Raw genomic sequence first — 24,269 nt, forward strand, 5'->3', positions numbered from 1 at the left:
TCACCAGATTATTTAGCCTGCAACTTGTTTAAAAATTAATTAGTTATGCGAGTTTCATAGGTAGTTTGAAGGTGACAGTAACACCGTTATCGGGTTTACTATCGATGCTCACTTCACCTTGCAGCGCTTGCGTTGCAAGGTTATAAACGATCGACATACCCAACCCACTGCCGCCACTCCCTCGTTTGGTGGTAAAAAATGGCTCAAACACCTTGTACATCACATCTTCAGTCATGCCATGGCCATTATCTTTGTAGGTGACAGTGTAGCTGTGATTGTCATTATCTATGCTCACAGCAATATCTATGCGGTTTTGCTCTCGGCCAATAAAGCCATGCACGCAGCTGTTATTAACTAAGTTTAGAATTATTTGGCTAAGCGCCCCTGGTACGGTGATCAACGAAAAGTCTTCGACGCAGTCGATGTTTACTTCGACACTATGGCTTCGCGTTAGCGGCATAAGACTGTGCAATATATTTTCAAGATAATCTTTAATATTGGTATCTAGTAAATTAAGCGATGACTGATCAACTGCGGTTTGCTTAAAGTCGCTAATCAGTTTTGCAGCCCGCTCAAGGTTGGTAAATGATATTTTGATGCACTCGTTTAAGTGATTCATACCTTCGAGTAAGGCCGTTTTTGTTAAGGTATTTGCCTCTATATGTTTGTTAAGGGCACTGAGTTTATCTTTTGCCGAACTATTCGCGGTTACTGCAATGCCAATAGGCGTGTTGACTTCATGTGCAATGCCCGCAACAAGATTACCCAGTGAAGCCATTTTCTCGGCTTCTATGAGTTTTTCTTGCATTGCGGTGAGTTCTGATAAGGTTTTTTCAAGTGTACGCGTACGTTCAGCTACACGTTGCTCTAGATGCTGATTGGCGCGCTCAAGTTCTGCATTGATACGTTCATTCTCTTGTGCAGACAGGGCTCTGCCATAAAGATCTGCCAATGCACCAATAAATGAACATTCATCTTCTGTCCAATGCCGCTTGCCACCAATATGCTCACAGCAAAAAATCCCGATCATTTTTCCTTTATAGCGAATTGGTGCATCAAGCATTGCACCGATATTAAGAGGGGTTAAATAACTTTCGCTAAATTCATAGGTGGCAGGGTCGGTATGAGCATCTACTGCGGTAATCGTACGTTGGGTGTCGAGCGCTTTGAAGTAGGCTGGGTATGCATCACGAGGGAGCACTAACATTTGAATTTCTTTGCCGTTTTCTCTATCAAGTAACAAACGACACTCAATCGCCGTGTTTTCGGCATTTAAAAGCCAAATCCCAGCTCGGCCAATTTCAAGGCCATCAAGAACAGCATTTAGAATTAAGCGTTCAGCTAATTCAACATTGCCACTATCAAGATCGGAAGAAATTGATACTCCATACAGCAGTTGGACTAGTTGTTGGCGCATACTCTCACCTTTTAGTTTTACGACTCCTTAAGTCTAGACGAACATTATGATTCTGACAGAACGAATATAAGTTTTTAAAAACTCATTTAGTATTAAGTAGTTGTTCAGATAAACAGGGGTATATTGTACCTAACTCCTGTTGATACCCCTTACGACTTTATGTTGTTTAAGCAGTTTGGCCAGCTCTCCCCCGAGCTGGTTTTTTTTTGCCTAGTCCACAGTGCTCACGCATGTTACAGTTACTCTAGAACTCACTAAAAATGAAAAGATCATGCGTTATACCTTAATTTTAATTACTTTTTTAATGAGCTTTAGCACGTTTGCAGCAGCTCAAAATGAACCTGAAAACCGCCCTGCACTGAATGAAGCAGAACAACAACAAGCACTCGATAAACTTCAAGAACCTATGTATAAGCCATTGTTAGAGCGTTATATTCTTGATGAATTAAAAGCAGTGCGCCAAGACCAACAGAAACTGCGTGAAGATGTGACCAAACAAGTTGCTCACACACAACTTGATACTGCCGACCGCGCATTAACTTATACAACCGACACCATTAATAATGTCTTTTTTATTATTACCATTACCGCTTCAATTTTAGTTCTAGTTGGCTGGAATTCGCTGCGTGATGTTAAAAACAAAGTAGAAGACATTGTTAATACACGCGTGAGTGCAATCACCAAAGAATACGAAGAGCGATTAAAAGTACTAGAAGAAAAACTACGTGAGCGATCTGAAGAGATCTTAACGAATCAGAAAAAGATCTCAATTACGAATGAGGTTCACTCTTTATGGATGCGTGCCAATTTAGAAAGCGATGTTGCCAATAAGATTGAAATTTTTGATGAGATCTTAAAACGTAAGCCAGAAGATGTAGAAGCGATTGCCTATAAAGCCGATGCATTACTTGAAAAGAATCAAACCACAGAAGCTATTGCACTTTGTAATCAAGCATTAGAAATCGATAGCGATTACGGCTATGCATACTGGCAACGTGCTTGTGCGTATGCATTACTGCACAAACACGCCGATGCTATGGCTGATATTCGCATGGCCCTTGAGTATTCTCCTAACTTGCGTAACGAGCTATTACACGAGAGCGCGTTTGCCAGCCTGCACGACAACGACAGCTTTAATTCGTTGTTAAACGAAACGGTTTAAACCCATGTAGCAGCGGGTTTATCCCGCGTCATAGGCGTTAGGATTTAGGTCCTAGGCTCTAGGATTTAGGCTCTAGGATTTAGGCTCTAGGATTTAGGCTCTAGGATTTAGGCTCTAGGATTTAGGCTCTAGGATTTAGGCTCTAGGTTTTAGGCTCTAGGTCCTAGAGCCTAGGACGCGATGTGAAATCGCTGCTACTTGTTCGGCGTTAAAACGCCTCCTACATCTCGCAACTTTCCCCTCACCTCATATCTCGCACCTCATATCTCGCACCTTATATCTCGCATCTCGTATCTCGCATCTTTCCCCTTGTAACTTGCTAACTTTACTCTTGCTAACTTAATCCCCCTCTATTGCAAAAACACCAAATACCGCTAAACTAATCATTAAATACCTAATGATTATAAAAGTAATCAATATGCGTTCTGAACAGGCAGCAAAAATGGCACAAAAGCTGGGCGATTTGATACGCCAGCACCGAACACTTCATTATACGCAAAGTACATTTGCGAAAATGATTGGGGTATCACGTTCAACTGTACAAAAGTTGGAGCAAGGTGATGTTGTGAAAAGTGACATTCTTTTTGAAGCGCTGGTTGTACTTAACTTACAAGGAGCACTGCTTGACGAAATAAATGAATTAGCTGCAGACGTAGGTGGCTACAATGCGCGCCAACGCAAACGAAATTCACCACAGGAAATTAATGATGACTTCTGAGTGCTATGTCTTTATAGATGGTTTAGAAGAAAAACCCGTTATTTGTGGTTACTTTAAATTAGATAATCAATCAGGTCGCGGTGAGTTCAACTATGGTAAGAGCTATTTAGCCCGAAGCGATGCCTTTGCTCTAGATCCAGTACATCTGCCATTAAAATCGGGGATTTTCAGTTACAGCGCAAACAGAGGTCTATTTGGCGTATTGAGTGATGCAGGAGCTGACTCGTGGGGGCGCAAGTTAATTCTTTCGCTTCATACTACAAAACCCAAAAACGAGTTAGAATTTTTATTAGCTTGGGTCTGGGTATGGCGTAGGAGCTCTTGTTTTTAGTCTCTCGCGAAGTGCCTCAAAGCATAAAACTAACAAAAACACCTTGTCTGATTTAGCCTTGCTAGACCAAGCTAAAGATGACTTGCTGGCGAATAAAACAATTTCTGATGAAGCTAAGAAAGCATTTGAGTTTGGCCAAAGCATGGGGGGAGCTAGACCGAAGACCTCTATACAAATTGACAACAAACTCTACTTAGCAAAATTCAATCGCCAAGATGATTTATTCAATCTAGTCAGAGCTGAACATGCTGCAATGAAAATGGCGGATCAGCTTGGTATTCGAACGGCTCCTACCTTAATTCATAAAACACATACCGGTGATGTGCTACTTGTTGAGCGGTTTGATGTTAGCAATGGGTTACCAACACACCACTTTTTAAGTGCGAATAGCTTACTTCAAAAACCTAAAGTTGCTATGAGTGATCTTTCAAGTGACTACTCATATGGTCAATTAGCTGAATTTATAAGGCATCAAACAATGCAAAATGCAGGTGATGCTGAAGAGTTGTTTAAGCGAATGGTGTTCAATGCGTATATTGGTAATACAGATGATCACACTCGCAATCATGCATTCCTATATTCATTTTCACAAAAAAATTGGCGATTAAGTCCAGCTTATGACATCACTCCAATCAACAACTCAAAACAACATGGTCTTGGCTTTGGCGATGATGGTCGTTATGCAAGTAAAAGCAATTTTTTATCTCAGGCTAAGCGATTTGGATTAGCAAATTCTGCAGCAAAAAACATCATCAAAGAGATTGAAGAATATTGCAAAGATTGGCCGACTCACTTTAAACATTTTGCCGACGTTAGTGATGAAGATATCACTCGCTTAAAAGGTGTAATTCCTGAAATAAATGAAGAGTAATAGCGCGAAACAAGTTTCACGCCTACGTTTTATCCCGCGTCATAGGCGCTAGGGTTTAGGTTCTAGGCTCTAAGACGCGATGTAAAATCCCTGGCTTTTAGCCGTTAGAGGTCAGATATTAGATATCAGCCGAACTGCGGGGTTGTTTAGGTCGAGTGTTTATCTCTGCAATGAAAGCCTTGTTCGAGGCATTGTAGGAGGTACTTTAGTACCGAATTGAACGTAGAAAAGCGCGGTCAGTAAGACGCGCGAAACAAGTTTCACGCCTACGTGTAGCAGCGGGTTTATCCCGCGTTATAGGCGCTAGGATTTAGGTTCTAGAACGCGATGTAAAATCGCTGCTACCTCGCACCTTTCCCCTTGTAACTCGCTAACTTTACTCTTGCTAACTTGAACCCACTAACTTTCACCCATAAAAAAAGAGCAGCTAAGCTGCTCTTTTTTCTATCGGAAGAATAACACTTTGGTTATTTTGCCATTCTCTATTTTGTAGCTGGTGACGAACTCTGAGCGCTTGTCGACGACTTTTGGGTCTTGTGTACAAGTTTCAGAGAGTTCATGATCAATCACGATGTTGCCAAGTACGATGCGTTTAATTGGCGATGACTTAATGCACTTTAACTTTTTGAACATGATACCGTATCGTGCAATAAGCTTTTCTTTACCAGTGAACATAAGCTCATTCGGGAATGTATAAAACTCAACGTTTTCATCATACATCTTAATAAAAGCATCAATGTTGCGAGCGTTGTACGCAGCGATAACTTGTTCAATCACTGCCATTGATTCACGTGACTGGCGCGCTTTTTCTTGCTGCTTAGCTGTTAGTGCTTCTTTAGCTTGGTTGACGGCTTTTTCTGCTTCTGCGACTGCTTGCTGTTTTTCGGCAACTGTTTTTGGTTGCTCAGCAGGTGCTGGGGTTTGTGTACCGAGTACTTTACTGTCATCGACTTCTGCAACCGCTTTTAACGCTTCGGCAGTGGCTTTTTGTTCATCACTGCTTGTTGTGGTATCAGTCGTTGTTTTAGCTGCTTCTTCAGCTTTCGCTTTTTCTTCTGCTGTGGTTTTTTCAGCTTCCGCCGCTGATTTTTGCTCTGTTGCTGGCTTTTCTTCAATAAACTCTAAACTTGGTACGTCCTTCTTTTCAGCTTTTTGTTCATTGCTCGTTTGAGGCTCGGTTTGTTCGGTGGTTTCGTCACTTGCAATTGACTGCCAAGAGAATAATAAACTGATTGCAAAAAATAACGGTTTCATACTTTTCCTAAATGCATCATTCCTGATTTGAGGCGCTAAGGTAGCAAATTCTAGCTGTTTGGCATAGTTTTTTACCAATATTGCTCTACTGTGATCTGCCCAGGTTCGCGGCGTCTGTTGCGGCTAAAACCAAGCTCTAACAAAATAGCCGTGGTATCTTTTACCATTTGTGGGTTACCGCAAATCATAAATTGTGCGGTATCAGGTACAGTCGGGCGCCCAATTACATCAAATAAACGATGGTCTTTAATTACGTCTGTGATCCGGCCATTAAAACCGATTGTGGCTGACTCTCGGCTGACTACAGGCGAATAGTAAAGATTTGGGTACTGCTGCTGTAGCGCTTTAATGCGCTCCTGATAACTTAAGTCCTCATTAAGACGAACTCCATGCACTAAATGAACATGCTCAAACTTTTGCCACACTTCGCCCTGCTCTAATATTGATATAAAAGGCCCAAGCGCAGTTCCTGTACTCAGCATATAGAGCTGCTCACTGCTTGGCACTTCATCAAGGGTAAAAAAGCCAGTCGCGCGGCGCTCTATAGTCACTGAGTCACCCGGCTTTAATTGCGCAAGTTGTTGAGAAAGTTGCCCGTCTTTCACATTGATAAGATAAAACTCGAGATCGGGATTATTCGGCGCATTCACATAAGAATATGCACGTGCGACACGTTTATCACCCACTTGCATTGCAAGCTTTGTAAACTGTCCAGCCGTGAATGGTTCGACATCAGCATTAACGATTAAGCTAAATAATGACTCAGTCCACCATTTAATGTCTTTAACCTTAGCTTCAACCCAATTAGACATACACATCCTCAATTGTTGTTCCTCTATTAAAGGTGGCAACAATTGCTTGAATTTTCAAGTTTTAAGGGTCGGATGCGAGATGCGGGCAGGATTTTACGCGTGGTAAACTTGCAGTTATAAAAAAAGCCGCATAAATGCGGCTTTGAGGTTAGTCTCACTTCACTTTGGGCGTGTTTCCAAATTTCAGTGAATACGTTACCAAGGAACTTATTTAAATTGATTCTAAAGCAATTTTAACCATTTCGTTAAAAGTGCTTTGACGCTCTTCACTTGGTGTTGCTTCACCAGTGATTACGTGGTCACTCACAGTAAATAGTGCCATCGCTTTTGCGCCGTATTCAGCGGCTACGCCGTACATGCCAGCTGTTTCCATATCAACAGCAAGTACGCCTAGCTTGTCTAATTCTTGATAGAATGTGTTATCTGCTTGGTAGAATGTATCTGTTGTAAATACATTACCTACTTTCGCTTCAATGCCTAATTCTTTTGCTGCGTTTACGCCGTTAAGTAGTAAACCAAAATCAGCAATTGCGGCAAAGTCGTAACCACGTACGCGCGCACGGTTTACGTTTGAATCTGTGCTTGCACCTTGTGCAAAGATTACGTCACGGATTTTGATATCGCTACCAATACCGCCACAGGTACCAATACGAATTAGATTTTTAACGCCGTAACTAACGATCAATTCACGGGCATAAATTGAATTGATGGAATACCCATCCCAGAACCCATAATACTAACTGGCTTACCTTTGTAGGTACCGGTAAAACCATACATATTACGAACGCCTGTTACTTGTTTTGCGTCATCTAAAAAGTTTTCAGCAATGTATTGAGCGCGAAGCGGATCACCCGGCATTAATACCGTTTCTGCAAATTCGCCTACATTGGCGCTGATATGAGGAGTACTCATTATTGGTTTCCTTTTTTGTTCGCTAATAGCTTGTCGTTAAAGCTATCACCGTATTCAAGTGCAGGAAGATTAAACCACTGGGCAAGGGTTTGACCTATGTCTGCAAAACTAGCTCGTTCTCCAAGCGGGGTGTTTGTCATTCCCGGTTGGTATGCAAGTACTGGCACGTATTCACGTGTATGGTCAGTGCCTGCTGCTGTTGGATCACATCCGTGATCGGCCGTGATAATTAATACATCATCACTATTTAGCTGATTTAAGATGGTCGGCAGGTAATCATCAAACTCTTTTAATGCTTTAGCATAGCCAACTGCATTACGGCGATGACCGTACTTTTCATCAAAATCAACTAAGTTTGTAAAAATCAAACTATGGTCAGGTGCGCTTGCAATCACTTCTGAGGTTTTCTCAAGCAAGTTCATTAGCCCTGGCGCTTTGTGTTTTTGGGTGATGCCTTGGTGCGCATAGATATCGGCAATTTTACCAATACTGATCACTTCACCGCCGTCTTGCGATAATTTATCAAGCAAGGTTGGCGACGGTGGCAGCACCGAATAGTCACGACGATTGCCTGTACGGGCAAAATCGTCACGGCTCGAACCCAAAAATGGCCGCGCAATCACTCTTCCTATGTTCATTTCATCAAGCAGCGCCCGTGCGATTTCGCAAACCTGATAAAGTTTCTCCAGTCCAAATGATTCTTCGTGCGCGGCTATTTGAAACACGCTATCAACTGAGGTGTAGCAAATCGGCATGCCGGTTTGCATATGTTCTTCACCTAGCTGTTCTAAAATAGTAGTTCCTGAGGCATAACAGTTACCTAAAATGCCAGGAATCTCAGCGCGAGCAATTAGCTCATCAACAAATTCTTGTGGAAAACACGGTTGTGTATTTGGGAAGTAACCCCAATCAAACAACACAGGTACACCGGCCATTTCCCAGTGCCCTGAAGGCGTGTCTTTACCACTTGATAACTCTTTAGCGTAACCCCATGCGCCAATAGGTGCTTGGCGGTCACTGACTAAACAAGGTTCTTTACCTGCGGCTTCGCATGCATCAGCTAAACCTAAACGGGTAAGATTAGGTAGCGATAAGTGCTCACCTGTTTCTTCTGCATAGGCTTTAAGTAAATGAGCAAAGGTATTTGCGCCTACATCACCAAACTTCTCTGCGTCAGGTGCTGCGCCAATTCCTAGGCTATCTGCCATTAAGATGAGTGCTCTTGCCATGGGTACCTCGTTATCAATATGTGAATACTTTATATGCTCTTCGAATTTTTGGTACAGGACATAAGTCCTGTTTCATAAAACAGAAACATTATAAATTTGCATCTCTAAGCGAAGCAAAAGAGATTAATCGTGTCTTTTTTGCTATTGTGATCTACCTAACAATGTTTCCTTCTGTGTGGGCGAGAACTTTAGTGACACGAACAATTATAGCTATTGCTGGCGCATCTGCGTCGGGCAAGTCTCTTTTTAGCAAGACGATTTATAACGAATTAGTCAATGAGCTTGAACCGGGCGCGATCGCAGTGATCGAAGAAGATGCTTATTACAAAGACCAGTCGCATTTGCCGTTTGACCATCGAACGCAAACCAATTACGACCATCCTGATGCTTTCGAGCATGAGCTTTTGCATGAGCACTTACTTCAATTGCGCGCTGGAAAATCAGTAGACGTACCAACTTATGACTATGCAATGCATACCCGTAGCGATGAAACGCGTCGAGTGGCACCTGCAAAAGTACTTATCGTTGAAGGTATTTTGCTATTGAGTGATCCGGCACTTCGAAAAGAATTTGATATTAAGGTGTTCATTGATACACCGTTAGATATCTGCCTTATGCGCCGTATGCAACGAGATATGGAGCAGCGTGGCAGAACATTACAGTCCGTTGTTGATCAATATCAAGCGACAGTGCGACCTATGTTTTATCAGTTTATTGAGCCATCAAAGCACAAAGCTGATCTCGTAGTCACACGCGGCGGTATGAATCGCGTTGCCATTGATATAATTAAAAGTAAAATAAAATATTTACTGCAACAATAACAACGGGAAATAGTCAGTATGACAACATTTATGAGCTTAGTAGGCATTGTTGTGCTACTAGGCATTGCTTTTGCGGCTTCAACGAACCGTAAAGCAATTAATTTAAGAACTGTGGGCATCGCCTTTTTACTTCAAGTGTTAATTGGTGGCTTTGTCTTGTTCTTCGAAGTGGGCAAAAACGTACTGGCAAGTATGTCTCGAGGCGTCTCATCAGTTATTGGTTATGCCAATGACGGGATTAGCTTCTTATTTGGCTCACTGGCATCGCAAGATACTTTAGGGTTTATTTTTGCGATTCAAGTATTGCCCGTTATCGTGTTCTTCTCAGCACTCGTTGCTGTGTTGTATCACATCGGGGTGATGGATTGGATAATCAAGATTCTAGGCGGTGGCTTACAAAAGCTATTGAAAACCTCTCGCCCTGAATCGCTTTCTGCAACCGCCAATATTTTCGTTGGCCAAACAGAAGCACCATTGATTGTTAAACCATTTATCGCCAGCATGACTAAGTCAGAGCTATTTGCGGTAATGGTAGGTGGCCTTGCTACCGTAGCGGGTTCTGTTATGGCAGGTTACGTAACAATTGGTGTAGAGCTTAAATACTTAATTGCAGCCAGCTTTATGGCGGCACCAGGTGGTTTCTTAATGGCAAAAATGATTGTGCCAGAGACCGAAACACCAAAAGAAGATTTAGCTGATTTAGACGTACAAGAAGAAAAACCGGTTAACGTAATTGATGCAGCCGCATCAGGTGCCGCAAACGGTATGCAACTGGCACTGAACGTAGGTGCGATGTTACTGGCTTTCGTAGCACTTATTGCACTTCTAAATGGGTTATTAGGCGGTATTGGTGGTTGGTTTGATCACCCAACATTAACGCTACAAGAAATTTTAGGTTATGTATTCGCACCGGTTGCATGGTTGTTAGGTGTACCGTGGAGCGAGGCAGTAATCGCAGGCAGTTTTATAGGTCAGAAGGTGGTAGTTAACGAATTTGTTGCTTACCTCGACTTTATTAATTATCGCGATACGTTAAGTGCGCACACACAAGCGATTGTCACATTCGCGTTATGTGGGTTTGCTAACTTATCATCGATAGCAATTTTACTAGGTGGATTAGGCGGTATGGCGCCTAGTCGGCGAAAGGATATCGCACGCTTAGGGCTCAGAGCAGTGTTAGCAGGATCTATGGCTAACCTCATGAGTGCAGCAATTGCAGGTTTTTTCCTCTCGCTAGCTTAGAAACTTAATGAGATGAGCCGTAGTTGCAAAACAATAGGATAGGACTTTAAGGGGTTAAAGGTCTATCTGACTTGAACGATACTTCACCAAGGGCCGCAAGGCCCTTTTATCGTTTTATGTGCTAAGATTTAATTACTAAGTCCTTTTAAGTACATAAATGAACTATTTACGACTTTATTTACTAATCATTTTCTTTAGTTGGCCAGCACTGTGCACGCCGACTCTAACCGTTGTGACTGAACTGTCGCCACCCAATCAGACCTTAATCAATAACCAAGTTGCCGGTGAGAGCACCGAATTAGTAAAAGCGATTTTTGCCAAAGCTAATTTGAACGCGAATATAGAGCTCTACCCTTGGGCCCGTGCCTACAATATGGCACTGAAGAAACCGAACATTTTCATTTACAGTATGGCGAAAACCGCTGAGCGCGAGCAGCACTTTCATTGGATTGGTGAAGTGGCAACCTATCAAATGGGCTTTGTAAAATTAGCCACTCGCAGCGATATAAACATCACTACAAACGAGCAAGCTAAGCAATATAAGATTGCGGTTCAGCGTCATGACCTAGCGGCACAACGCTTAACTGAGCGTGGTTATACGCTGGTTTATACCTCTGATATCAATAAGTCGTATCAGTTGTTGATGTCGGGCAAGGTTGATTTAATTATTGATGATAAAAATTATATAGCGGCGATGGCTGAGCAGTTAGCACTGGATGAAGCTCGTTTCAGCTTTGCTCATGCAATCGACTTTTTAACCATGAAAGGCTATCTTGCCGCAAATATTAATACCGACCAACGTTACGTCGATGCTTTAAAAGCAGCGTTTAATGAGGTAGTCATGACACCAAGATACAATGCGGTGATGATGCTCGCACAGCGACCTTAATTCGCTTTGTATTGCTCAATATAAGTCTCTAATAACCCTTGCTTACTGAGCTTGTCATAACTTGCCTGTAATCGGCTTACAAGCTCTTCGGGTAAAGCCTTATTTAAGGCTAGAAAGTTACCTATCGTGCCATTTAGTGGCAACTCAACCAACTTAACCACTTCTCGCCCTTGGTGACCGTACTGCATTAATTGGTAATTAAACGACAGCTCCGAGCCAATAATGAGCTCTATTTTATTTTTGAAAAATAAATTAATGCACTCGTAATAGTGACTCACTTTGAGAAGATTTTTTTCACTGCGAAAACCAATACTCTCAACAAATTTTTCGTAAATACTGTCTCTTACCACGCACAGACTATGATCTTTCACTTGCGATAAATCGATGGGATTAATACGGTCATTTGATTGTAAGCGATAAAAGAAGTTACTTGATGAAGCCAGTGGACCAACCCAGTTAAACAGCGCTTCACGATCGGGTATACGAGCCGTAGAAACAAGACCTGATTGCGGCTTTTGCTGGGCTAAGTGATATGCCCGAGACCAAGGCAAGAGCTCGAATTGACATTCAATGTCTGCATCAACACACATCGCTTTGACAAACTCGAGGTTTATGCCCTCTAAGTGCCCTTTGTTCGAAAAATTATATGGCGGGAATTGCTCGGTGTAGATGATGACACTGTCTTTTGCCAGTACTACAGGTGCAAAGCTTAGGCACGCTAACAACAAATATTTTAAAATAATTAATACACTCTAATGACACAGCTGCATTAAATATAGAAATATTCATTAACTCAGTCAATTTTTAGGCATAAAAAAAGCAAGCCGTAGCTTGCTTCTTCTCAACTTTACTTTTCAGTAAAATTATAGCGGCTTGATGTTGTCCGCTTGAGGGCCTTTTTGACCTTGTGAAAGAGTGAACTCTACACGTTGGCCTTCAGCTAAAGTTTTGAAACCTTCAGATTGGATAGCGCTGAAGTGAGCGAAAACGTCTGGACCATTTTCTTGCTCGATGAAACCAAAACCTTTAGATTCGTTAAACCACTTAACTGTACCTGATACGATGTTAGACATAGTATTATTCCTGATATAAAAAATTAAACATGCCCTAGTGGGCGGGTGTAGCAAAAAATGAGATGGTACTTAAAAACTTCAGGACGGTACTACAAGTATTACTTATACAACAACGAAATAAAGATTTATTAATTACACGCTTTCTTTCTAGCTGGTGCCCACTATATAGAGTTAGTTTGATAAGTCAAACACTATCGACATTAAAATTCAAACTCTAAAGCCAAGCGAAAGCTATGATCTTTGCCTGATTGGCTAAGCTCACTAATAAAACCTGCTTCCCATTTTAACTGGCGTTTAGGGCTAAATCTGTGTAGCCCAATAAAGCCTGGACCAACCCCAAAAAAGTCCTCTCCCGCATAGATTTCTATCGATGGTTGAAAGGCCGAACGATAGCGATAACGGTATTGTAAGCGAAACTCGCTCTCCCACTCGTTTGCAATATCAGCGCCCCATTCATACACTAAAAATGCGTTCATAGTCAGGCTTGTACGGCCAAACTCTTTTTCCCATAAAAACCCAGTTGTTGCTTCGTATGCATCGATATTATGCTGTTTTTCAAGCTCAAATAACGCTCCCCAATCGGCCCATAAACGGCCTTGCTCAACTAGCTGCCAACGTAACTCAAGCTCATACGAAGATAAGCCAAAATCACCGTTATCATCTCGTTCGCCAACTAAGTAGCCCTCAAGACTCATGGTGTCGTTAATTGCGCCACCAAAGCCTCCTCGCTGCGCCAGTACATTACCGTTATCGGTTTGCCGAGACACTAAACGCCACTCAACCTCACGTTCAAACGGCATCACATAAGGGTGATATACTTTATCAACCACCATGCCATCTGCCTGCGCGACTTGGCTGACACTTGCTAACAACAAGCAACTTAAGCTAATTATTAAGAACCGCATACTGGCTCCTCTGTCTTTTTAATTTTTAAAACGCGCGCTAAGGCAATAAATACTACAGCAGCAATAACATACACCCAGAGCGCTGTTTTACTCGGCGTGGCTTCGTAGCCCACTAAGGCTTTTAATACGCGCCCAAGCTCTGAGTTTTCAACTAAAAACCCACGCCAATCTAAATAATTTGAGGTCACGTCAAGTAAGTCGACCTGGCTTGCTAAATCAAGAAATATCAATAACTTTGCTGTTGCATTAAAGGCAAGCAGCACGACTAAAGGCTGCACACCTGCACGTCTGACAATACTTTCCAGTAAAAAGAACAATAACACACCAAAACTAATACATATGCCCACACCTAAACATGTACCGAGTATCAATGGCTCAGCGGTATCTTTACTGTGCCAAAAGCTGACCAAATAGATCATGTAATGGCTTAAATACAAGGTCATGGTTGCAATCAAGGCCAGTGCAGCCGCCATTTTTCGTTGCTGACAACTCATCAGTGCAGCGACAAAAATCATTATACACAGCAGCATTTGTATGAACTCTAAGCCTCGGTGATCAAATAACTGACTCACCCAAGCAGCGGCTTGTACAAATACTAAGCTCATCAGGGTACCAATAACGGCATAAATACTCAGCTGGCGCTGACTTAAAGGCACGATCAAACTCAAAAGCACAGCTAAAATAACCACAGGTAAAAGCTGATTAATGCTCATTAATAAACTAGTTATCAGCATCATTCACCTCCGTAGCCACGACAGTACCTCGCGCCGTATTAGGCGAAAATTCTCCAAAAAAATCATAACGTCCAGGGCTGAGCGGTCCGATATAAATGACACTCGTACGACCTGGGTAGAGCACTTTTTCACGGTTTAAGTCAAAGCTATCGAACTCTTCTGGGGTGTCATCTTGGTTTTCGATAACTAATCGCAACTTTTTATTGGCAGGTACTGTTATTTCAGCGGGGTAAAACAAATGATCTTTTAAAATCAGCTTGTACTCTTTGGCATAGGCAAGCCAAGACGACATACATAGTAGCAGCATAGAAAGCGCTAAAATCCATTTATTCACTGACATCTCCTTGCATAAAAGAGACACTCACTCGCAAGCCACCAAGGTGACTATCTGCTAAAGCAATATCAGCGTTATAAATCGAGACTATGTGTTCAACAATGGCCATACCAAGCCCGGCTCCTTGTTCACCTGATGGATGTTTATCACCACCCACACGGTAAAAACGGTTAAAAATGCGCTGTTTTTGAGCTTCATCAATACCTGGGCCCGAGTCATCTATTTGCCAAATAAAACGATTATTTTCGGTTTTCAGCGTAATACAAATTTCTCCCACAGCTGGGGTATATTTTATGGCGTTACTCAGTAAATTGCCAAACAAAGTAACTAAGGTGAATTCGTCACCGGCAATGATAAAATCATCGCCATCAATGCTAATGGTATGCTCTTTTTCGTCAATACGATCATAAAGTTGTGCAACAACTTGTTGGCTAATTTCTAACACCGACACGGGGCTAAATTGCGCTTGCCATTGCTCTGGATAAGTACGCCCCAAAATCAGCATTTGCTCAACGATATTGCTCAGTTTATCAACGCCTTTTTCCATCGCATCAAGCTCAACACTCTCAACACCTTGAGCCACTAAATTATGCACATTGATCTTTAAACTACTGAGCGGGGTACGCAGTTCGTGGGCCGCATCAGAGGCAAAAAAGCGCTCTCGTAAATAGGCACTTTCAACCCGTTTGAATAGATCGTTTAAGCGGCTAATTACGGGTTTTATTTCTTGCTCTGGGGTTTGCCAAGGGATTGCAGTAAAGTCATTTGCTTGACGGTGTTTAAGTTGATTTGATAACCGAGTTAGTGGCGCAAGCCCTTGTTTTACAAACACACTAATAAGGAGAGCAAGGATAGGCACACTCCATAACAGCGGCGTCATGGCCGATAGAATCACGGTTTCGGTTAGCGCCACACGTTTACTCAAAGGCTCAGCAATAAGCACGCGCTTATTACCTTCGCTTAAGCGATACACTTTGACGCGTTGCCCAGCCAAATTCTCAACACTAAACCCGCTTTGCCACTGACTTTGATTGCTAGAGTTATGCTGCAATGATTTTGAGCTTGAGGCCAAGCTGTCATCAACCCAAACTTGAAATAATAACTGCGGTAGATCACTCGTATAGGCCGGAGCTTCTTTATTGAGTGGCTGCTCGAGTAACACATGCGCCAGCGTTACCAGCTCGTTATCAAGCAGTGCTTCAGCCTGATTCATACTTTCACGGTAACCTTTAGTAAATGCCAAAAAGCAGGTTAAGATCACCATAGACAAAATAAGTAGAGTCAGCCTTTTACGAATTGACACTAGCGCTTACCCACCACATAACCAATGCCGCGTAAGGTTTTAATAAACTCTTTTGGGAATTTTTTACGCAAGTGATGAATGTGCACTTCGATGGTATTTGACCCCACCTCTTCGCCCCATTCATAGAGTTTATTCTCTAACTGCTGCTTTGATTGCACGCGGCCTTGGTTTTCTAGCAAGGCTTTAAGGAGCATAAACTCTTTACGTGGCAAGTTTACTGGCTCACCTTGAAAACTCACGGTAAAAGCGGCGGTGTCCATTTCAACATCACCGACTTTTAAAGTGCTGGTCTGAGCTTGGGTCACACGCCTGCTGGCAACCCGAAGACGGGCAAATAACTCTGCGGGATCAAAAGGCTTTGCAAGGTAATCATCAGCACCTAAATCTAGCCCCATGACTTTATCATCAATACTGCCCCGAGCCGTTAAAATCACCACGGGCAGGTTTTTACGATGCTTTTTGATGTGTTTTAAAATGTCGATGCCATCACCGTCTGGTAGTCCTAAATCAAGGACTACCAGCTCAATTTCATCATTTTGCAGCCATTGCATCGCTGACTTAACGGTCGAACTATGTTCAACACTGTATCCTTGTTGACGTAAAGAACGACACAGGCCTTCTGCCACTAAATGGTCGTCTTCAACGAGCAATAAATGCATAGTTTATCTCTTTATTTTTTTCTCTACCTTAGCCAATAGTTTAGTAATTTCTTGTTGGCGGTAAAGATCTGCTTTTGGTCTATCAGGGCGCGCTGGCGCTTGCTGTGCAACCAATAAAAACTCTCTAGCTGATTTATACTTGCGCTCGTCATACAGGAATGACGCATATAAATAGTTGCTATCGATACCACGCGGGTTTAGCTCAAGCGCTTGCTTAAACAATTTTTTCGCTTCATCGTCATCACCAAAACCAATTGGCCAACCAGGTACTTTACCGTATAAGGTTGCAAGGCTGGTGTATGCTGAGCCATCAAGCGCTTTTGGATCTAGGCTTAGCGCTTTTTCAAATTGTGCTTTCGCATCTTTTGCAAGGCCTAGCGCACCTAAGCCGCCTTTTGCACCTGCATAGCTCGATAACACAATACCGTACCAAATATGGCTAGCTGCTTGCTGGTCGTTGGCTTTGGTAAACTCTGCGGTTTCGCTCGCTAACTTTTCGAATGCATCTAACTGCGCATCTTCAACTAATTCGTAATTCACCACTGCCCACTGTTTTTGCACCGAACTTAAATCGCTATTAAAGTCGGCTTTTGCAGGCGCAGCCATGATAACACCTAACATCATTAGGGCTTTAAAATTTAGTTTAGTCATAATCATTCACCTTAATCAATTTAGTTGGCAAAAAAACTTTTAATTTTAGGAAGTTGTTTTGCTATTGCGTTATCAACGAGTGATGGAAATGCACCGTTAATACGGGCAAATAATGTTTCTGGAAAACCAATAAAACGACGACGTTTTTTTGATTTAATTAAATCTATTAATGCATCAGCCACTTTTTCTGGCGGATCCATGGTGTTACCTAGTTCTTTGTTCATCGCGCGTACTTGCGGCGAATTAATCGCGGTATCGGTGGCACGAGGCGCTAAATACAATACTTTGACATCGCTGTGGCTGAGCTCTCTGGCAAGAGCTTCGGTCATCCCTCTTAGGCCAAACTTGCTTGCGCAGTACAAGGTTTGATACGGATAACCAATGCTGCCAAACGATGAACCAATATTGACAATCGTGCCTTTATTGCGGGTCACTTGAGGTAAAAACAGCTGACACAATTTAATAGGCACATGCAGATTAATATTTAACAGGTGATCAATTTGCTGTTCGCTAATTTCACTAAACCCCTGCATTACATTAACGCCTGCGTTATTGATTAGTAACGTTGCCCCGCCAATTTGCTGAGCAAACTTAGCAAGATCGTCGCGAGATTCGCTGTTACTTAGGTCAGCCTGAAAATACTCAGCATCATTGCCACATTCCAATTGCAGTGCAGCAAGTTGCTTCACATTTCGACCAACAAGTAATAAACGCCAACCTTCTTTTGCAAGGCGAAGGGCAATAGCACGGCCAATCCCCCCTGTTGCACCGGTTAGCACACAAACTGGGCTACTCATGCGCTTTGCTCCAAGTCAGCCTCGCTAAAGAAAGGTTCTGAATCGAGGTCACGGAAAATATTGCCGTACAGTTTATAAAAACATTTTGCGGCGTGAATGATGGCTTGCTGGTCGTCCTCGTTATCAATTTTGTTCATAAGATTTTCGAAAAACTTCACATGTTCAATATCAAGTGCACCGTGCGAAGTAAGGTAGGTAAACGCCTTTTTAGGTAAACCTACAACCTCACGGATTTGCCCTGCTGCATTATCGGCTAATGCAATCGAAGTGCCTTCAAGCACATGAACCATGCCAAAGAATGCTAATGGGTTACCGCGATTAATTGCATCGTAGGCGTACGACACCATTAATTCGGTCGAAAACTGTGGACGAGAATGACGTACTAGCTCTTTATCAAAACCGCATGCTGCAATATCGTTTAGCACCCATTCTTGGTGGCCTAACTCTTCTTCGATATATTCTGCAACAGCTTCGCGCAGCCACTCTTGTTTATCGCTCAGCTTTGCACCGACTGCCATCAGCAGTGGTACTGTATGCTTAACATGGTGATAAGCTTGCGTTAAGAACGATGCATATTCACTTAGGCTTACTTCACCTTTAAAAACGCGGCCGATAATCGGCGCAGCTAAAAGGTAGTCACGTTCTTTCTGTGTTTCGGCTTGTAATGTATTGAAAAATTGACTCATGCTCGTCGCCTCTTGATAAAGTGCTGAAATCTCTGTAGCAAAAAAATTGATTAATAACATCGCGTTTAGGGCGATTATTGCTGGTTAATAAACCTTGCGTGTGGCTCATAGGCTCTGCCATTCGATGCCATTTTCTGATCTGTGCGTATTCGGGTAGTTGCGCGTTTTGTGCCGTAATATGGGCAGCAAGTTCAGCGTCACTCATCGCTTGGTTTGCATAGATAAGCGCGGCTAAAAATGCCTGGCCTTCGCCAATCACCACAGCTTGTTGTACTTGGCTGTGGCTAAGCAATAACGATTCTGGCCACTCGGCACTGATATTGCGCCCAAAGCTGGTGATAAGCTGATTTTTCAAGCGGCCTTGTATAATCAAGCGACCTGCTTGCTCAGTAACGAGATCGCCGGTTGCATACCAATCGTCAGCATTTTGCGCTGCTTGACCTAAGTACCCCAAAAACAATGAGCCTTTGATATAAAGCTGGCCATTTTCAATTTTGTATTGAATGTGCTTTAGCACTCGCCCTGCGGTGTCAATGTCATCATCAGTCTGTGTATTTAGGCTCACCACCGATGAAGATTCAGATAAACCATAGCCTTGATAAACGGGTAAACCGAGCTCACGAGCTTGCTTAATAAGCGCTTGGCTTACAACCGCGCCACCTACAGCAATAAACTTTAAGCTTGTAGGTACTTGCCAGCCTTGCTTTGCAAAAGCCACTAAACAAGTCAGTAACTCAGGCACTAAAATAAGGGTATTTGGCTCAGTGCGTTCAATTGCTGCTATCAATTTGCGTGGTTCAAGTAACTGTGCACCAGAAAAGCCAAGTTCCGCTAAAGGCACTAAGTTAACTGTGCCACCTGCTAATAGCGGCGCATAAACACCCGCTAAATTCTCAAGTAAAACCGGTAGCGGCAGTAAACATAAATGGTTTGGTTTTTCTAAACCAATGCTTTGATAAAGTGATGTCGCTACCTGCATTTGACTCTCAAGCGATAAACACACCCCTTTAGGTGTGCCCGTTGAGCCCGACGTAAAGGTAATCTTTTGCGTGTTTGCAAAATAAGGTACAGACTGTGTATTACTCAATTGATAAACATATAAAGGGTAATGCTTACATACATCCACTAGCGCCACTAATTTTGCATGCTCACCTTCATAAGCGCGGTCACATACAAATAACCCTGCCCCACTGTTTTGCAAACCAAACGCAATTTGCTGGGCAGTAAAAAACGTTGGTAGTGGAATCGCCACTCTTTGAAGCTCGCTAAGCGCAGCTTCTAATACACACCAAGCGGGTGTGTTATCTAATTGGTAAGCAACACCTTGGGCATCAAATTCAGCCAAGGTAGGAAGCAAACGAGCCACTTGTTCTGTAAATTCTTGTTTAGTTAGTGAGCGCACACCTTCACTTTGATGGCAAACCATCAAGGTGTCGCTATCCTTATGCGGTAACTGTGTTAACCAGCTCATAACGCCTCCAAATAGACAGCCAATTCAAGGGATGACTGTAAACACTGCTGTTTGATATTGAATAAAACGGGGGTATTTAATACACGTTGATGTGCTTCGTTTAGGTCAACCACACAAATGGTTGGTTGATTATCGTAATAGCTCCCCCAGCTTGCTGGATCTTGTAGTGCTTGTGCATTGGCAACACCGATTTCTTTGCAATTTACACCCAGCATTTTTAATAGCGCTCTCACTTTACGGGTTGCACAAAACACTAAATATTTTGCCCCTGCTTGATAGAGTGCTTCGTTCATTAAAACAAAATGTGCCAAGGTGGCTTTTCGATGCGTTGAGCATAAATTACCTAGCTCAAAAATGTGCTCACGCTTGGCACCTACAAAGTGCTCAATAGACGCAGGGAGGTATTGTTCAATAAACAAAGGTTGTGATGCAGAGCGAAGACCTAACGTACATACTTCATCATCAACATTAAGCTCACACAGTAGCGGCATGAACTGCGAAATTTTCGCATCATAAGCTGCAGCAAAACCTTGCTTGATATTACTCTCGAGACGGTCACGGAATTGACCTCCTTCACGAGTGCAAACAAAGGCCGGCTCTTGAACTTGAGTTTGATGTGATTGTTGAACTGAAAGCATAATTGTTCGCTCCACTTAGGTTATGTGTAAAATTTATCGAGCGAAACTTAAATAAAACTTAAGAAAAATTAATTTTTATAAATATTTTTCAACCTCATGAAATTTAATGCTTTTATTTTATTAAAAACAAAAATACCAGTCTGTTAGACTGGCATTTTAATGCTTAAATTAACGTTAAACTTAGATTACTTAACGATAGTCATCTCTTTAAGTAGGTTTTGAGCATTATCAACTTTATCCATCACCCACAACATGTATCGTGAATCAACGTGAATTGAGCGATTTAAGTTTTCATCGTAATCCCAATCACCAATAATGCTTTCGTAAACACCATCAAATAACAAACCAACGAGCTCAGCATTACCGTTTAACGTTGGAGAGCCTGAGTTACCACCTGTGGTATCTACATTCGATAAAAAGTTAACCGGAACAGTATTCATACCGCCTGTGTAATCGCCATAAAGCTTTTGCTTAATTAACTGATTTTGCTTTTCTGGTGAGTTGAATGGTTCAACACCAGTATTTTTAGCAAGCAGGCCTTCTAACGATGTAAAGGGGGTTGCCACTAAGCCATCTTGCGGTGAATAGCCGCCTACCGTACCGTAAGTTACACGTAAGGTGCTATTAGCATCTGCATAAACAGGTTTATTAAGTGCCTTGTTATAAGCAATGATTGCTTCCATTAATGCAGGGCGAGCAGCTTGCTGTTTACCGGCCAGCTCTTTTTTCGCATCTTCAATATCTTTTGTGACTGCAAAGATTGCATGCGCATACTGAATGAATGGATCGCTACTTTGCTTTAACTGTGCAAGGTCAAGTTCTGTCATCCATAAACGTTTGCTTTCATCTGCAAGAACCGATTTAGCATACATATCATCAAGCAAGGCTTGCTGTTTTTGTTTATCAAAACCATTGCTCAAACCAAGTGCTTTATCAACCTCAGCAACGCGCTCATCGCTTGGTAAGGCTGCATACTGCTCAATAAAGTACAGTAAAATGGCTTTATCAACGGTTTCATCATAACGACGACTCATGCTTTCTAAACGTGATTTAATGCGTGGCATATCACGCTCTTGATAACCGCTTTCGCGCTCAGCGTCTGGCTTTTGTTTTTCATAAGCTAAACGGTATAGCATGCGTGCAGATGACATCATTTGTGAACGGTGTACATACCCTAACATACGGTCGCGCTGGTTATGCTCTTGTGACTGTGCAACTAACGCTGTTAAATCAGCAAGTACGTGTCCGTATTTAGCTTTGCGGTTGCTATCTTGATTGATCCAAGCAGTAAGATCTCTTTCGAATTGTTGCTTACGGCTATACATTGACCCTTTATTGAAGCTCTCAATCATTGAGCCGTAGTTTTTAATGTAGTTGTTGTAACCCGCAATCGTGCTTTCATAAGCGATACGTGCCTCTGAACCATCCGGGGCATTTTCTTCAATTAACGAGACATATTTAGAGTTATATTTACGCGCTAATGGATAGGCTGTATTAAACACATAGTCAACTTCAGGCGAAATGCGGTAACGGTTTGTGCTGCCCGGATAACCGGTAACCATCACAAAATCGCCTTCTTGTACGCCTTTAGCACTTACTTTTAAAAACGCATCACTTTGGTACGGCACGTTGTCTTCTGAATATTCAGCTGGCTTGCCATCTTTGCCAACATACGCGCGATAGAACGAGAAATCACCTGTGTGGCGCGGCCACATCCAGTTGTCGATATCACCGCCGTATTTACCGACGCCCATCGCTGGGGCATAGGCTAAACGTACATCTTTTATTTCAAGCGACTTAATAAGGTAGTACTCAAGACCACCGTGGAAAGTATACACATTACAGCGGTAGCTCTTGTCTTGCTCACACTCACTAACAAGTGCTTTTTCATTTGCTTCAATAGCATCAAAGCGTGCTTTTCCGGTTAGCTGTTCAGTCCCTTTATTTACTTTTGCTGTAACGTCGGTCACTTGCTCTGTTACATAAACACGAGAACCTGGAGATGCAGGCACTTCTTCGCCCGTTGTTTTAGCTAAAAAGCCATTTTCTAAAATATTGTTCTCGGTCGTTGAGTTATATTGAATCGAACCATAGGCACAGTGATGGTTTGTTACAACTAAGCCTTTTGGTGAAACAAACGAAGCGGTACAGCCACCAAGGCTAATTACCGCATTCATCGGAAACTCAGTCAGTTTTGAAATTGACTCTACATCAATGCTCAAGCCTTTCGCTTTTAGGATAGATTCAAGTTCTGGTAGCTGGTGAGGTTGCCACATGCCTTCGTCGGCAACAGCAACATTTGCTACAGCGAGACCCACTGCAGCAGCAATAAATTTAAAACGCATAGTCGTCCTTTATATTTGTTATGTTTAGCTTTTTAGCGCTCGTATCATTGTCATTATGCTAGCCAATAGCAATAATTTGCGACCGCAAATGTCAAAGTTTGTAAACCACTTAAGGTTCATGAACCTAATATTTAGACTCATAAACCACGGCATTGTGGCCATGTAAGCTTTCTTGGTGCTCAACCTTAAATTGGTAATCAGCAATACCCGGCATGGTTTCGAAACACAGCTTTAATCGCCTTGCTGCATCTTCGCAAAACAGTAAGTTTTTTGCGTTAAGGGCGGCAAATGCTTGTTCATCTTCACGCTTCACGGCGGTTTGTACTGGGGTGCCTATGGCTTGCTCGCATACTGAGATAAAGCCGCTAATATCAGGTAGCTTTTCACTACTAAAAGTGACATTGACATACGCATAAGAGCGCTGGCTATGGGGAGTTGCAATTGAGCCCTGTTCACTTGCAAGCCAATTGAGTAAAGAGGCTTTATCTATATGCTGATCACTAAATTGCTTATCGACTGCCTCGCTCAAAAGCTGCCTCGATAATGCCGCTGAGCATGGACAGGTGCTGCTGTAGGCAATATCGGCTTTTAAGTTAATGGTAAGTGATTGCTGCTTTGTAATCGTTAAAACGACAGGGTAAGCATTGTAACCTGCGTTATCGCTAAGCAGCGCTGGTTTTAGCTGTGGTAAATCAAAATGCAGCACCAATTTTGCGCCTTTACTTAAGCCTTTTTGTGATCTTAAAACGGCCTCCATAAACTCACTAACACGTTGACTCGTTAAACTTTGTTTAGCCAACTGCTGATTAAGTAATAAATAAAGACGTGACATATGAATGCCTTTTGCATCGCTATCAAGGCTAACGAACACATCAGCTTTGGTATTCAAGTGCACATCAACATGAGTTTGTGCAAGCTTCAAAGGCAATGCTATTTTTTCCATGCCGACCCATTTTAAAGGTGACTGAAAATCTACATTTGAGTGTGAGGTAATATCGGGTAATTGCATATCCAC

The 24,269-nt window shown here is 42.4% G+C and carries 25 protein-coding genes and 1 pseudogene; 7 read left to right on the forward strand and 19 right to left on the reverse strand.

Annotated elements, in window-relative coordinates; all coding sequences use genetic code 11:
* Positions 1–43 precede the first annotated feature (43 nt).
* The gene (locus tag C2M33_RS03785) at positions 44–1,417 is read right to left on the reverse strand and encodes a GAF domain-containing sensor histidine kinase (RefSeq protein WP_063703941.1); all 1,374 of its coding nucleotides are present in this window, start codon (positions 1,415–1,417) and stop codon (positions 44–46) included.
* A 271-nt stretch (positions 1,418–1,688) separates the two neighbouring features.
* On the opposite strand from C2M33_RS03785, the gene C2M33_RS03790 reads away from it, so the two are divergent.
* From C2M33_RS03790 to C2M33_RS03800, 4 genes are all read left to right on the forward strand, one after another.
* On the forward strand, positions 1,689–2,579 hold the full coding sequence (locus tag C2M33_RS03790; RefSeq protein ID WP_063703939.1) for a tetratricopeptide repeat protein: 891 nt from the start codon (positions 1,689–1,691) through the stop codon (positions 2,577–2,579).
* Positions 2,580–2,997: 418 nt separating this feature from the next.
* The gene (locus C2M33_RS03795) at positions 2,998–3,297 is read left to right on the forward strand and encodes a helix-turn-helix transcriptional regulator (RefSeq protein WP_063703937.1); all 300 of its coding nucleotides are present in this window, start codon (positions 2,998–3,000) and stop codon (positions 3,295–3,297) included.
* Positions 3,284–3,628, forward strand: coding sequence for a HipA N-terminal domain-containing protein (locus tag C2M33_RS21535; RefSeq protein WP_233999092.1), 345 nt, complete (start codon positions 3,284–3,286; stop codon positions 3,626–3,628). The genes C2M33_RS03795 and C2M33_RS21535 overlap by 14 nt, the downstream gene beginning before the upstream one ends.
* 43 nt (positions 3,629–3,671) lie before the next feature.
* Positions 3,672–4,499, forward strand: a complete 828-nt coding sequence (locus C2M33_RS03800) for a HipA domain-containing protein (RefSeq protein WP_233999093.1) — start codon at positions 3,672–3,674, stop codon at positions 4,497–4,499.
* A 444-nt stretch (positions 4,500–4,943) separates the two neighbouring features.
* On the opposite strand, the gene C2M33_RS03805 is transcribed toward C2M33_RS03800, so the two are convergent.
* From C2M33_RS03805 to C2M33_RS03820, 4 genes and pseudogenes are all read right to left on the reverse strand, one after another.
* Positions 4,944–5,753, reverse strand: coding sequence for a nuclear transport factor 2 family protein (locus C2M33_RS03805; RefSeq protein ID WP_105173764.1), 810 nt, complete (start codon positions 5,751–5,753; stop codon positions 4,944–4,946).
* Positions 5,754–5,824: 71 nt separating this feature from the next.
* On the reverse strand, positions 5,825–6,565 hold the full coding sequence (locus C2M33_RS03810; RefSeq protein ID WP_105173765.1) for a ferredoxin--NADP reductase: 741 nt from the start codon (positions 6,563–6,565) through the stop codon (positions 5,825–5,827).
* A 211-nt stretch (positions 6,566–6,776) separates the two neighbouring features.
* A pseudogene (gene deoD / locus C2M33_RS03815) lies at positions 6,777–7,477 on the reverse strand (purine-nucleoside phosphorylase).
* Positions 7,477–8,706 carry a phosphopentomutase gene (locus C2M33_RS03820; RefSeq protein ID WP_062565403.1) on the reverse strand — a complete coding sequence of 410 codons (1,230 nt, stop codon included), beginning with the start codon at positions 8,704–8,706 and terminating at the stop codon, positions 7,477–7,479. Before C2M33_RS03820 ends, deoD begins: the two are co-directional and overlap by 1 nt.
* 191 nt (positions 8,707–8,897) lie before the next feature.
* On the opposite strand from C2M33_RS03820, the gene udk reads away from it, so the two are divergent.
* The 3 genes from udk to C2M33_RS03835 all read left to right on the forward strand — a co-directional run bounded on the left by udk (position 8,898) and on the right by C2M33_RS03835 (position 11,658).
* On the forward strand, positions 8,898–9,527 hold the full coding sequence (gene udk / locus C2M33_RS03825; protein ID WP_054553619.1) for a uridine kinase: 630 nt from the start codon (positions 8,898–8,900) through the stop codon (positions 9,525–9,527).
* 18 nt (positions 9,528–9,545) lie between these two features.
* A complete protein-coding gene (locus C2M33_RS03830) occupies positions 9,546–10,769 on the forward strand; it encodes a NupC/NupG family nucleoside CNT transporter (RefSeq protein WP_063703924.1) in 1,224 nt (407 codons plus the stop codon).
* 157 nt (positions 10,770–10,926) lie between these two features.
* Positions 10,927–11,658 (forward strand): substrate-binding periplasmic protein, encoded by a 732-nt coding sequence (locus tag C2M33_RS03835; protein WP_105173766.1) that lies wholly within the window; start codon positions 10,927–10,929, stop codon positions 11,656–11,658.
* Here C2M33_RS03835 and C2M33_RS03840 read toward each other — a convergent pair.
* The 14 genes from C2M33_RS03840 to folE2 all read right to left on the reverse strand — a co-directional run bounded on the left by C2M33_RS03840 (position 11,655) and on the right by folE2 (position 24,263).
* Entirely contained in the window at positions 11,655–12,383 is a 729-nt protein-coding gene (locus C2M33_RS03840) for a substrate-binding periplasmic protein (RefSeq protein WP_105173767.1), read from the reverse strand. The two genes, C2M33_RS03835 and C2M33_RS03840, sit on opposite strands and share 4 nt — an antisense overlap.
* 138 nt (positions 12,384–12,521) lie before the next feature.
* Complete coding sequence (locus C2M33_RS03845) at positions 12,522–12,731, reverse strand: cold-shock protein (RefSeq protein ID WP_054553399.1); 210 nt, start codon at positions 12,729–12,731, stop codon at positions 12,522–12,524.
* Positions 12,732–12,931: 200 nt separating this feature from the next.
* On the reverse strand, positions 12,932–13,636 hold the full coding sequence (locus C2M33_RS03850) for a hypothetical protein (RefSeq protein ID WP_063703917.1): 705 nt from the start codon (positions 13,634–13,636) through the stop codon (positions 12,932–12,934).
* Entirely contained in the window at positions 13,624–14,373 is a 750-nt protein-coding gene (locus C2M33_RS03855; RefSeq protein WP_233999094.1) for an iron transporter, read from the reverse strand. The genes C2M33_RS03850 and C2M33_RS03855 overlap by 13 nt, the downstream gene beginning before the upstream one ends.
* Positions 14,357–14,677 carry a cupredoxin domain-containing protein gene (locus C2M33_RS03860; RefSeq protein ID WP_082874063.1) on the reverse strand — a complete coding sequence of 107 codons (321 nt, stop codon included), beginning with the start codon at positions 14,675–14,677 and terminating at the stop codon, positions 14,357–14,359. The genes C2M33_RS03855 and C2M33_RS03860 overlap by 17 nt, the downstream gene beginning before the upstream one ends.
* Positions 14,678–14,696: 19 nt before the next feature.
* Positions 14,697–16,007, reverse strand: coding sequence for an ATP-binding protein (locus tag C2M33_RS03865; protein ID WP_063703910.1), 1,311 nt, complete (start codon positions 16,005–16,007; stop codon positions 14,697–14,699).
* A complete protein-coding gene (locus C2M33_RS03870; protein WP_063703908.1) occupies positions 16,007–16,666 on the reverse strand; it encodes a response regulator transcription factor in 660 nt (219 codons plus the stop codon). The genes C2M33_RS03865 and C2M33_RS03870 overlap by 1 nt, the downstream gene beginning before the upstream one ends.
* Before the next feature lie 3 nt (positions 16,667–16,669).
* Positions 16,670–17,317: a tetratricopeptide repeat protein gene (locus C2M33_RS03875; protein WP_063703906.1), complete on the reverse strand. Its 648-nt coding sequence runs from the start codon at positions 17,315–17,317 to the stop codon at positions 16,670–16,672.
* Positions 17,318–17,337: 20 nt separating this feature from the next.
* Positions 17,338–18,114, reverse strand: coding sequence for an SDR family oxidoreductase (locus tag C2M33_RS03880; protein ID WP_054563176.1), 777 nt, complete (start codon positions 18,112–18,114; stop codon positions 17,338–17,340).
* A complete protein-coding gene (locus C2M33_RS03885; RefSeq protein WP_105173768.1) occupies positions 18,111–18,800 on the reverse strand; it encodes a TenA family transcriptional regulator in 690 nt (229 codons plus the stop codon). Before C2M33_RS03885 ends, C2M33_RS03880 begins: the two co-directional genes overlap by 4 nt.
* Positions 18,751–20,271 carry an AMP-binding protein gene (locus C2M33_RS03890; RefSeq protein WP_105173769.1) on the reverse strand — a complete coding sequence of 507 codons (1,521 nt, stop codon included), beginning with the start codon at positions 20,269–20,271 and terminating at the stop codon, positions 18,751–18,753. Before C2M33_RS03890 ends, C2M33_RS03885 begins: the two co-directional genes overlap by 50 nt.
* Positions 20,268–20,909 carry a thermostable hemolysin gene (locus tag C2M33_RS03895; protein WP_063703902.1) on the reverse strand — a complete coding sequence of 214 codons (642 nt, stop codon included), beginning with the start codon at positions 20,907–20,909 and terminating at the stop codon, positions 20,268–20,270. Before C2M33_RS03895 ends, C2M33_RS03890 begins: the two co-directional genes overlap by 4 nt.
* A gap of 185 nt (positions 20,910–21,094) precedes the next feature.
* A complete protein-coding gene (locus C2M33_RS03900) occupies positions 21,095–23,254 on the reverse strand; it encodes a S46 family peptidase (RefSeq protein ID WP_063703900.1) in 2,160 nt (719 codons plus the stop codon).
* A gap of 124 nt (positions 23,255–23,378) precedes the next feature.
* Positions 23,379–24,263 carry a GTP cyclohydrolase FolE2 gene (gene folE2, locus C2M33_RS03905; RefSeq protein WP_105173770.1) on the reverse strand — a complete coding sequence of 295 codons (885 nt, stop codon included), beginning with the start codon at positions 24,261–24,263 and terminating at the stop codon, positions 23,379–23,381.
* Positions 24,264–24,269 lie beyond the last annotated feature (6 nt).

The sequence above is a fragment of the Pseudoalteromonas sp. T1lg122 genome, assembly GCF_002964825.1.
In the GTDB taxonomy this organism is placed as follows: domain Bacteria; phylum Pseudomonadota; class Gammaproteobacteria; order Enterobacterales; family Alteromonadaceae; genus Pseudoalteromonas; species Pseudoalteromonas gelatinilytica.

Coding starts and splice junctions, on each gene's coding strand:
- C2M33_RS03835 (WP_105173766.1), top strand. CDS start 10,927: ATGAACTATTTACGACTTTATTTACTAATCATTTTCTTTAGTTGGCCA.
- C2M33_RS03850 (WP_063703917.1), bottom strand. CDS start 13,636: ATGCGGTTCTTAATAATTAGCTTAAGTTGCTTGTTGTTAGCAAGTGTC.
- C2M33_RS03795 (WP_063703937.1), top strand. CDS start 2,998: ATGCGTTCTGAACAGGCAGCAAAAATGGCACAAAAGCTGGGCGATTTG.
- C2M33_RS03880 (WP_054563176.1), bottom strand. CDS start 18,114: ATGAGTAGCCCAGTTTGTGTGCTAACCGGTGCAACAGGGGGGATTGGC.
- C2M33_RS21535 (WP_233999092.1), top strand. CDS start 3,284: ATGATGACTTCTGAGTGCTATGTCTTTATAGATGGTTTAGAAGAAAAA.
- C2M33_RS03890 (WP_105173769.1), bottom strand. CDS start 20,271: ATGAGCTGGTTAACACAGTTACCGCATAAGGATAGCGACACCTTGATG.
- C2M33_RS03790 (WP_063703939.1), top strand. CDS start 1,689: ATGCGTTATACCTTAATTTTAATTACTTTTTTAATGAGCTTTAGCACG.
- C2M33_RS03895 (WP_063703902.1), bottom strand. CDS start 20,909: ATGCTTTCAGTTCAACAATCACATCAAACTCAAGTTCAAGAGCCGGCC.
- C2M33_RS03845 (WP_054553399.1), bottom strand. CDS start 12,731: ATGTCTAACATCGTATCAGGTACAGTTAAGTGGTTTAACGAATCTAAA.
- C2M33_RS03785 (WP_063703941.1), bottom strand. CDS start 1,417: ATGCGCCAACAACTAGTCCAACTGCTGTATGGAGTATCAATTTCTTCC.
- C2M33_RS03830 (WP_063703924.1), top strand. CDS start 9,546: ATGACAACATTTATGAGCTTAGTAGGCATTGTTGTGCTACTAGGCATT.
- folE2 (WP_105173770.1), bottom strand. CDS start 24,263: ATGCAATTACCCGATATTACCTCACACTCAAATGTAGATTTTCAGTCA.
- C2M33_RS03870 (WP_063703908.1), bottom strand. CDS start 16,666: ATGCATTTATTGCTCGTTGAAGACGACCATTTAGTGGCAGAAGGCCTG.
- C2M33_RS03855 (WP_233999094.1), bottom strand. CDS start 14,373: ATGATGCTGATAACTAGTTTATTAATGAGCATTAATCAGCTTTTACCT.
- C2M33_RS03885 (WP_105173768.1), bottom strand. CDS start 18,800: ATGAGTCAATTTTTCAATACATTACAAGCCGAAACACAGAAAGAACGT.
- C2M33_RS03860 (WP_082874063.1), bottom strand. CDS start 14,677: ATGCTGCTACTATGTATGTCGTCTTGGCTTGCCTATGCCAAAGAGTAC.
- C2M33_RS03875 (WP_063703906.1), bottom strand. CDS start 17,317: ATGACTAAACTAAATTTTAAAGCCCTAATGATGTTAGGTGTTATCATG.
- C2M33_RS03900 (WP_063703900.1), bottom strand. CDS start 23,254: ATGCGTTTTAAATTTATTGCTGCTGCAGTGGGTCTCGCTGTAGCAAAT.
- C2M33_RS03805 (WP_105173764.1), bottom strand. CDS start 5,753: ATGAAACCGTTATTTTTTGCAATCAGTTTATTATTCTCTTGGCAGTCA.
- C2M33_RS03810 (WP_105173765.1), bottom strand. CDS start 6,565: ATGTCTAATTGGGTTGAAGCTAAGGTTAAAGACATTAAATGGTGGACT.
- C2M33_RS03820 (WP_062565403.1), bottom strand. CDS start 8,706: ATGGCAAGAGCACTCATCTTAATGGCAGATAGCCTAGGAATTGGCGCA.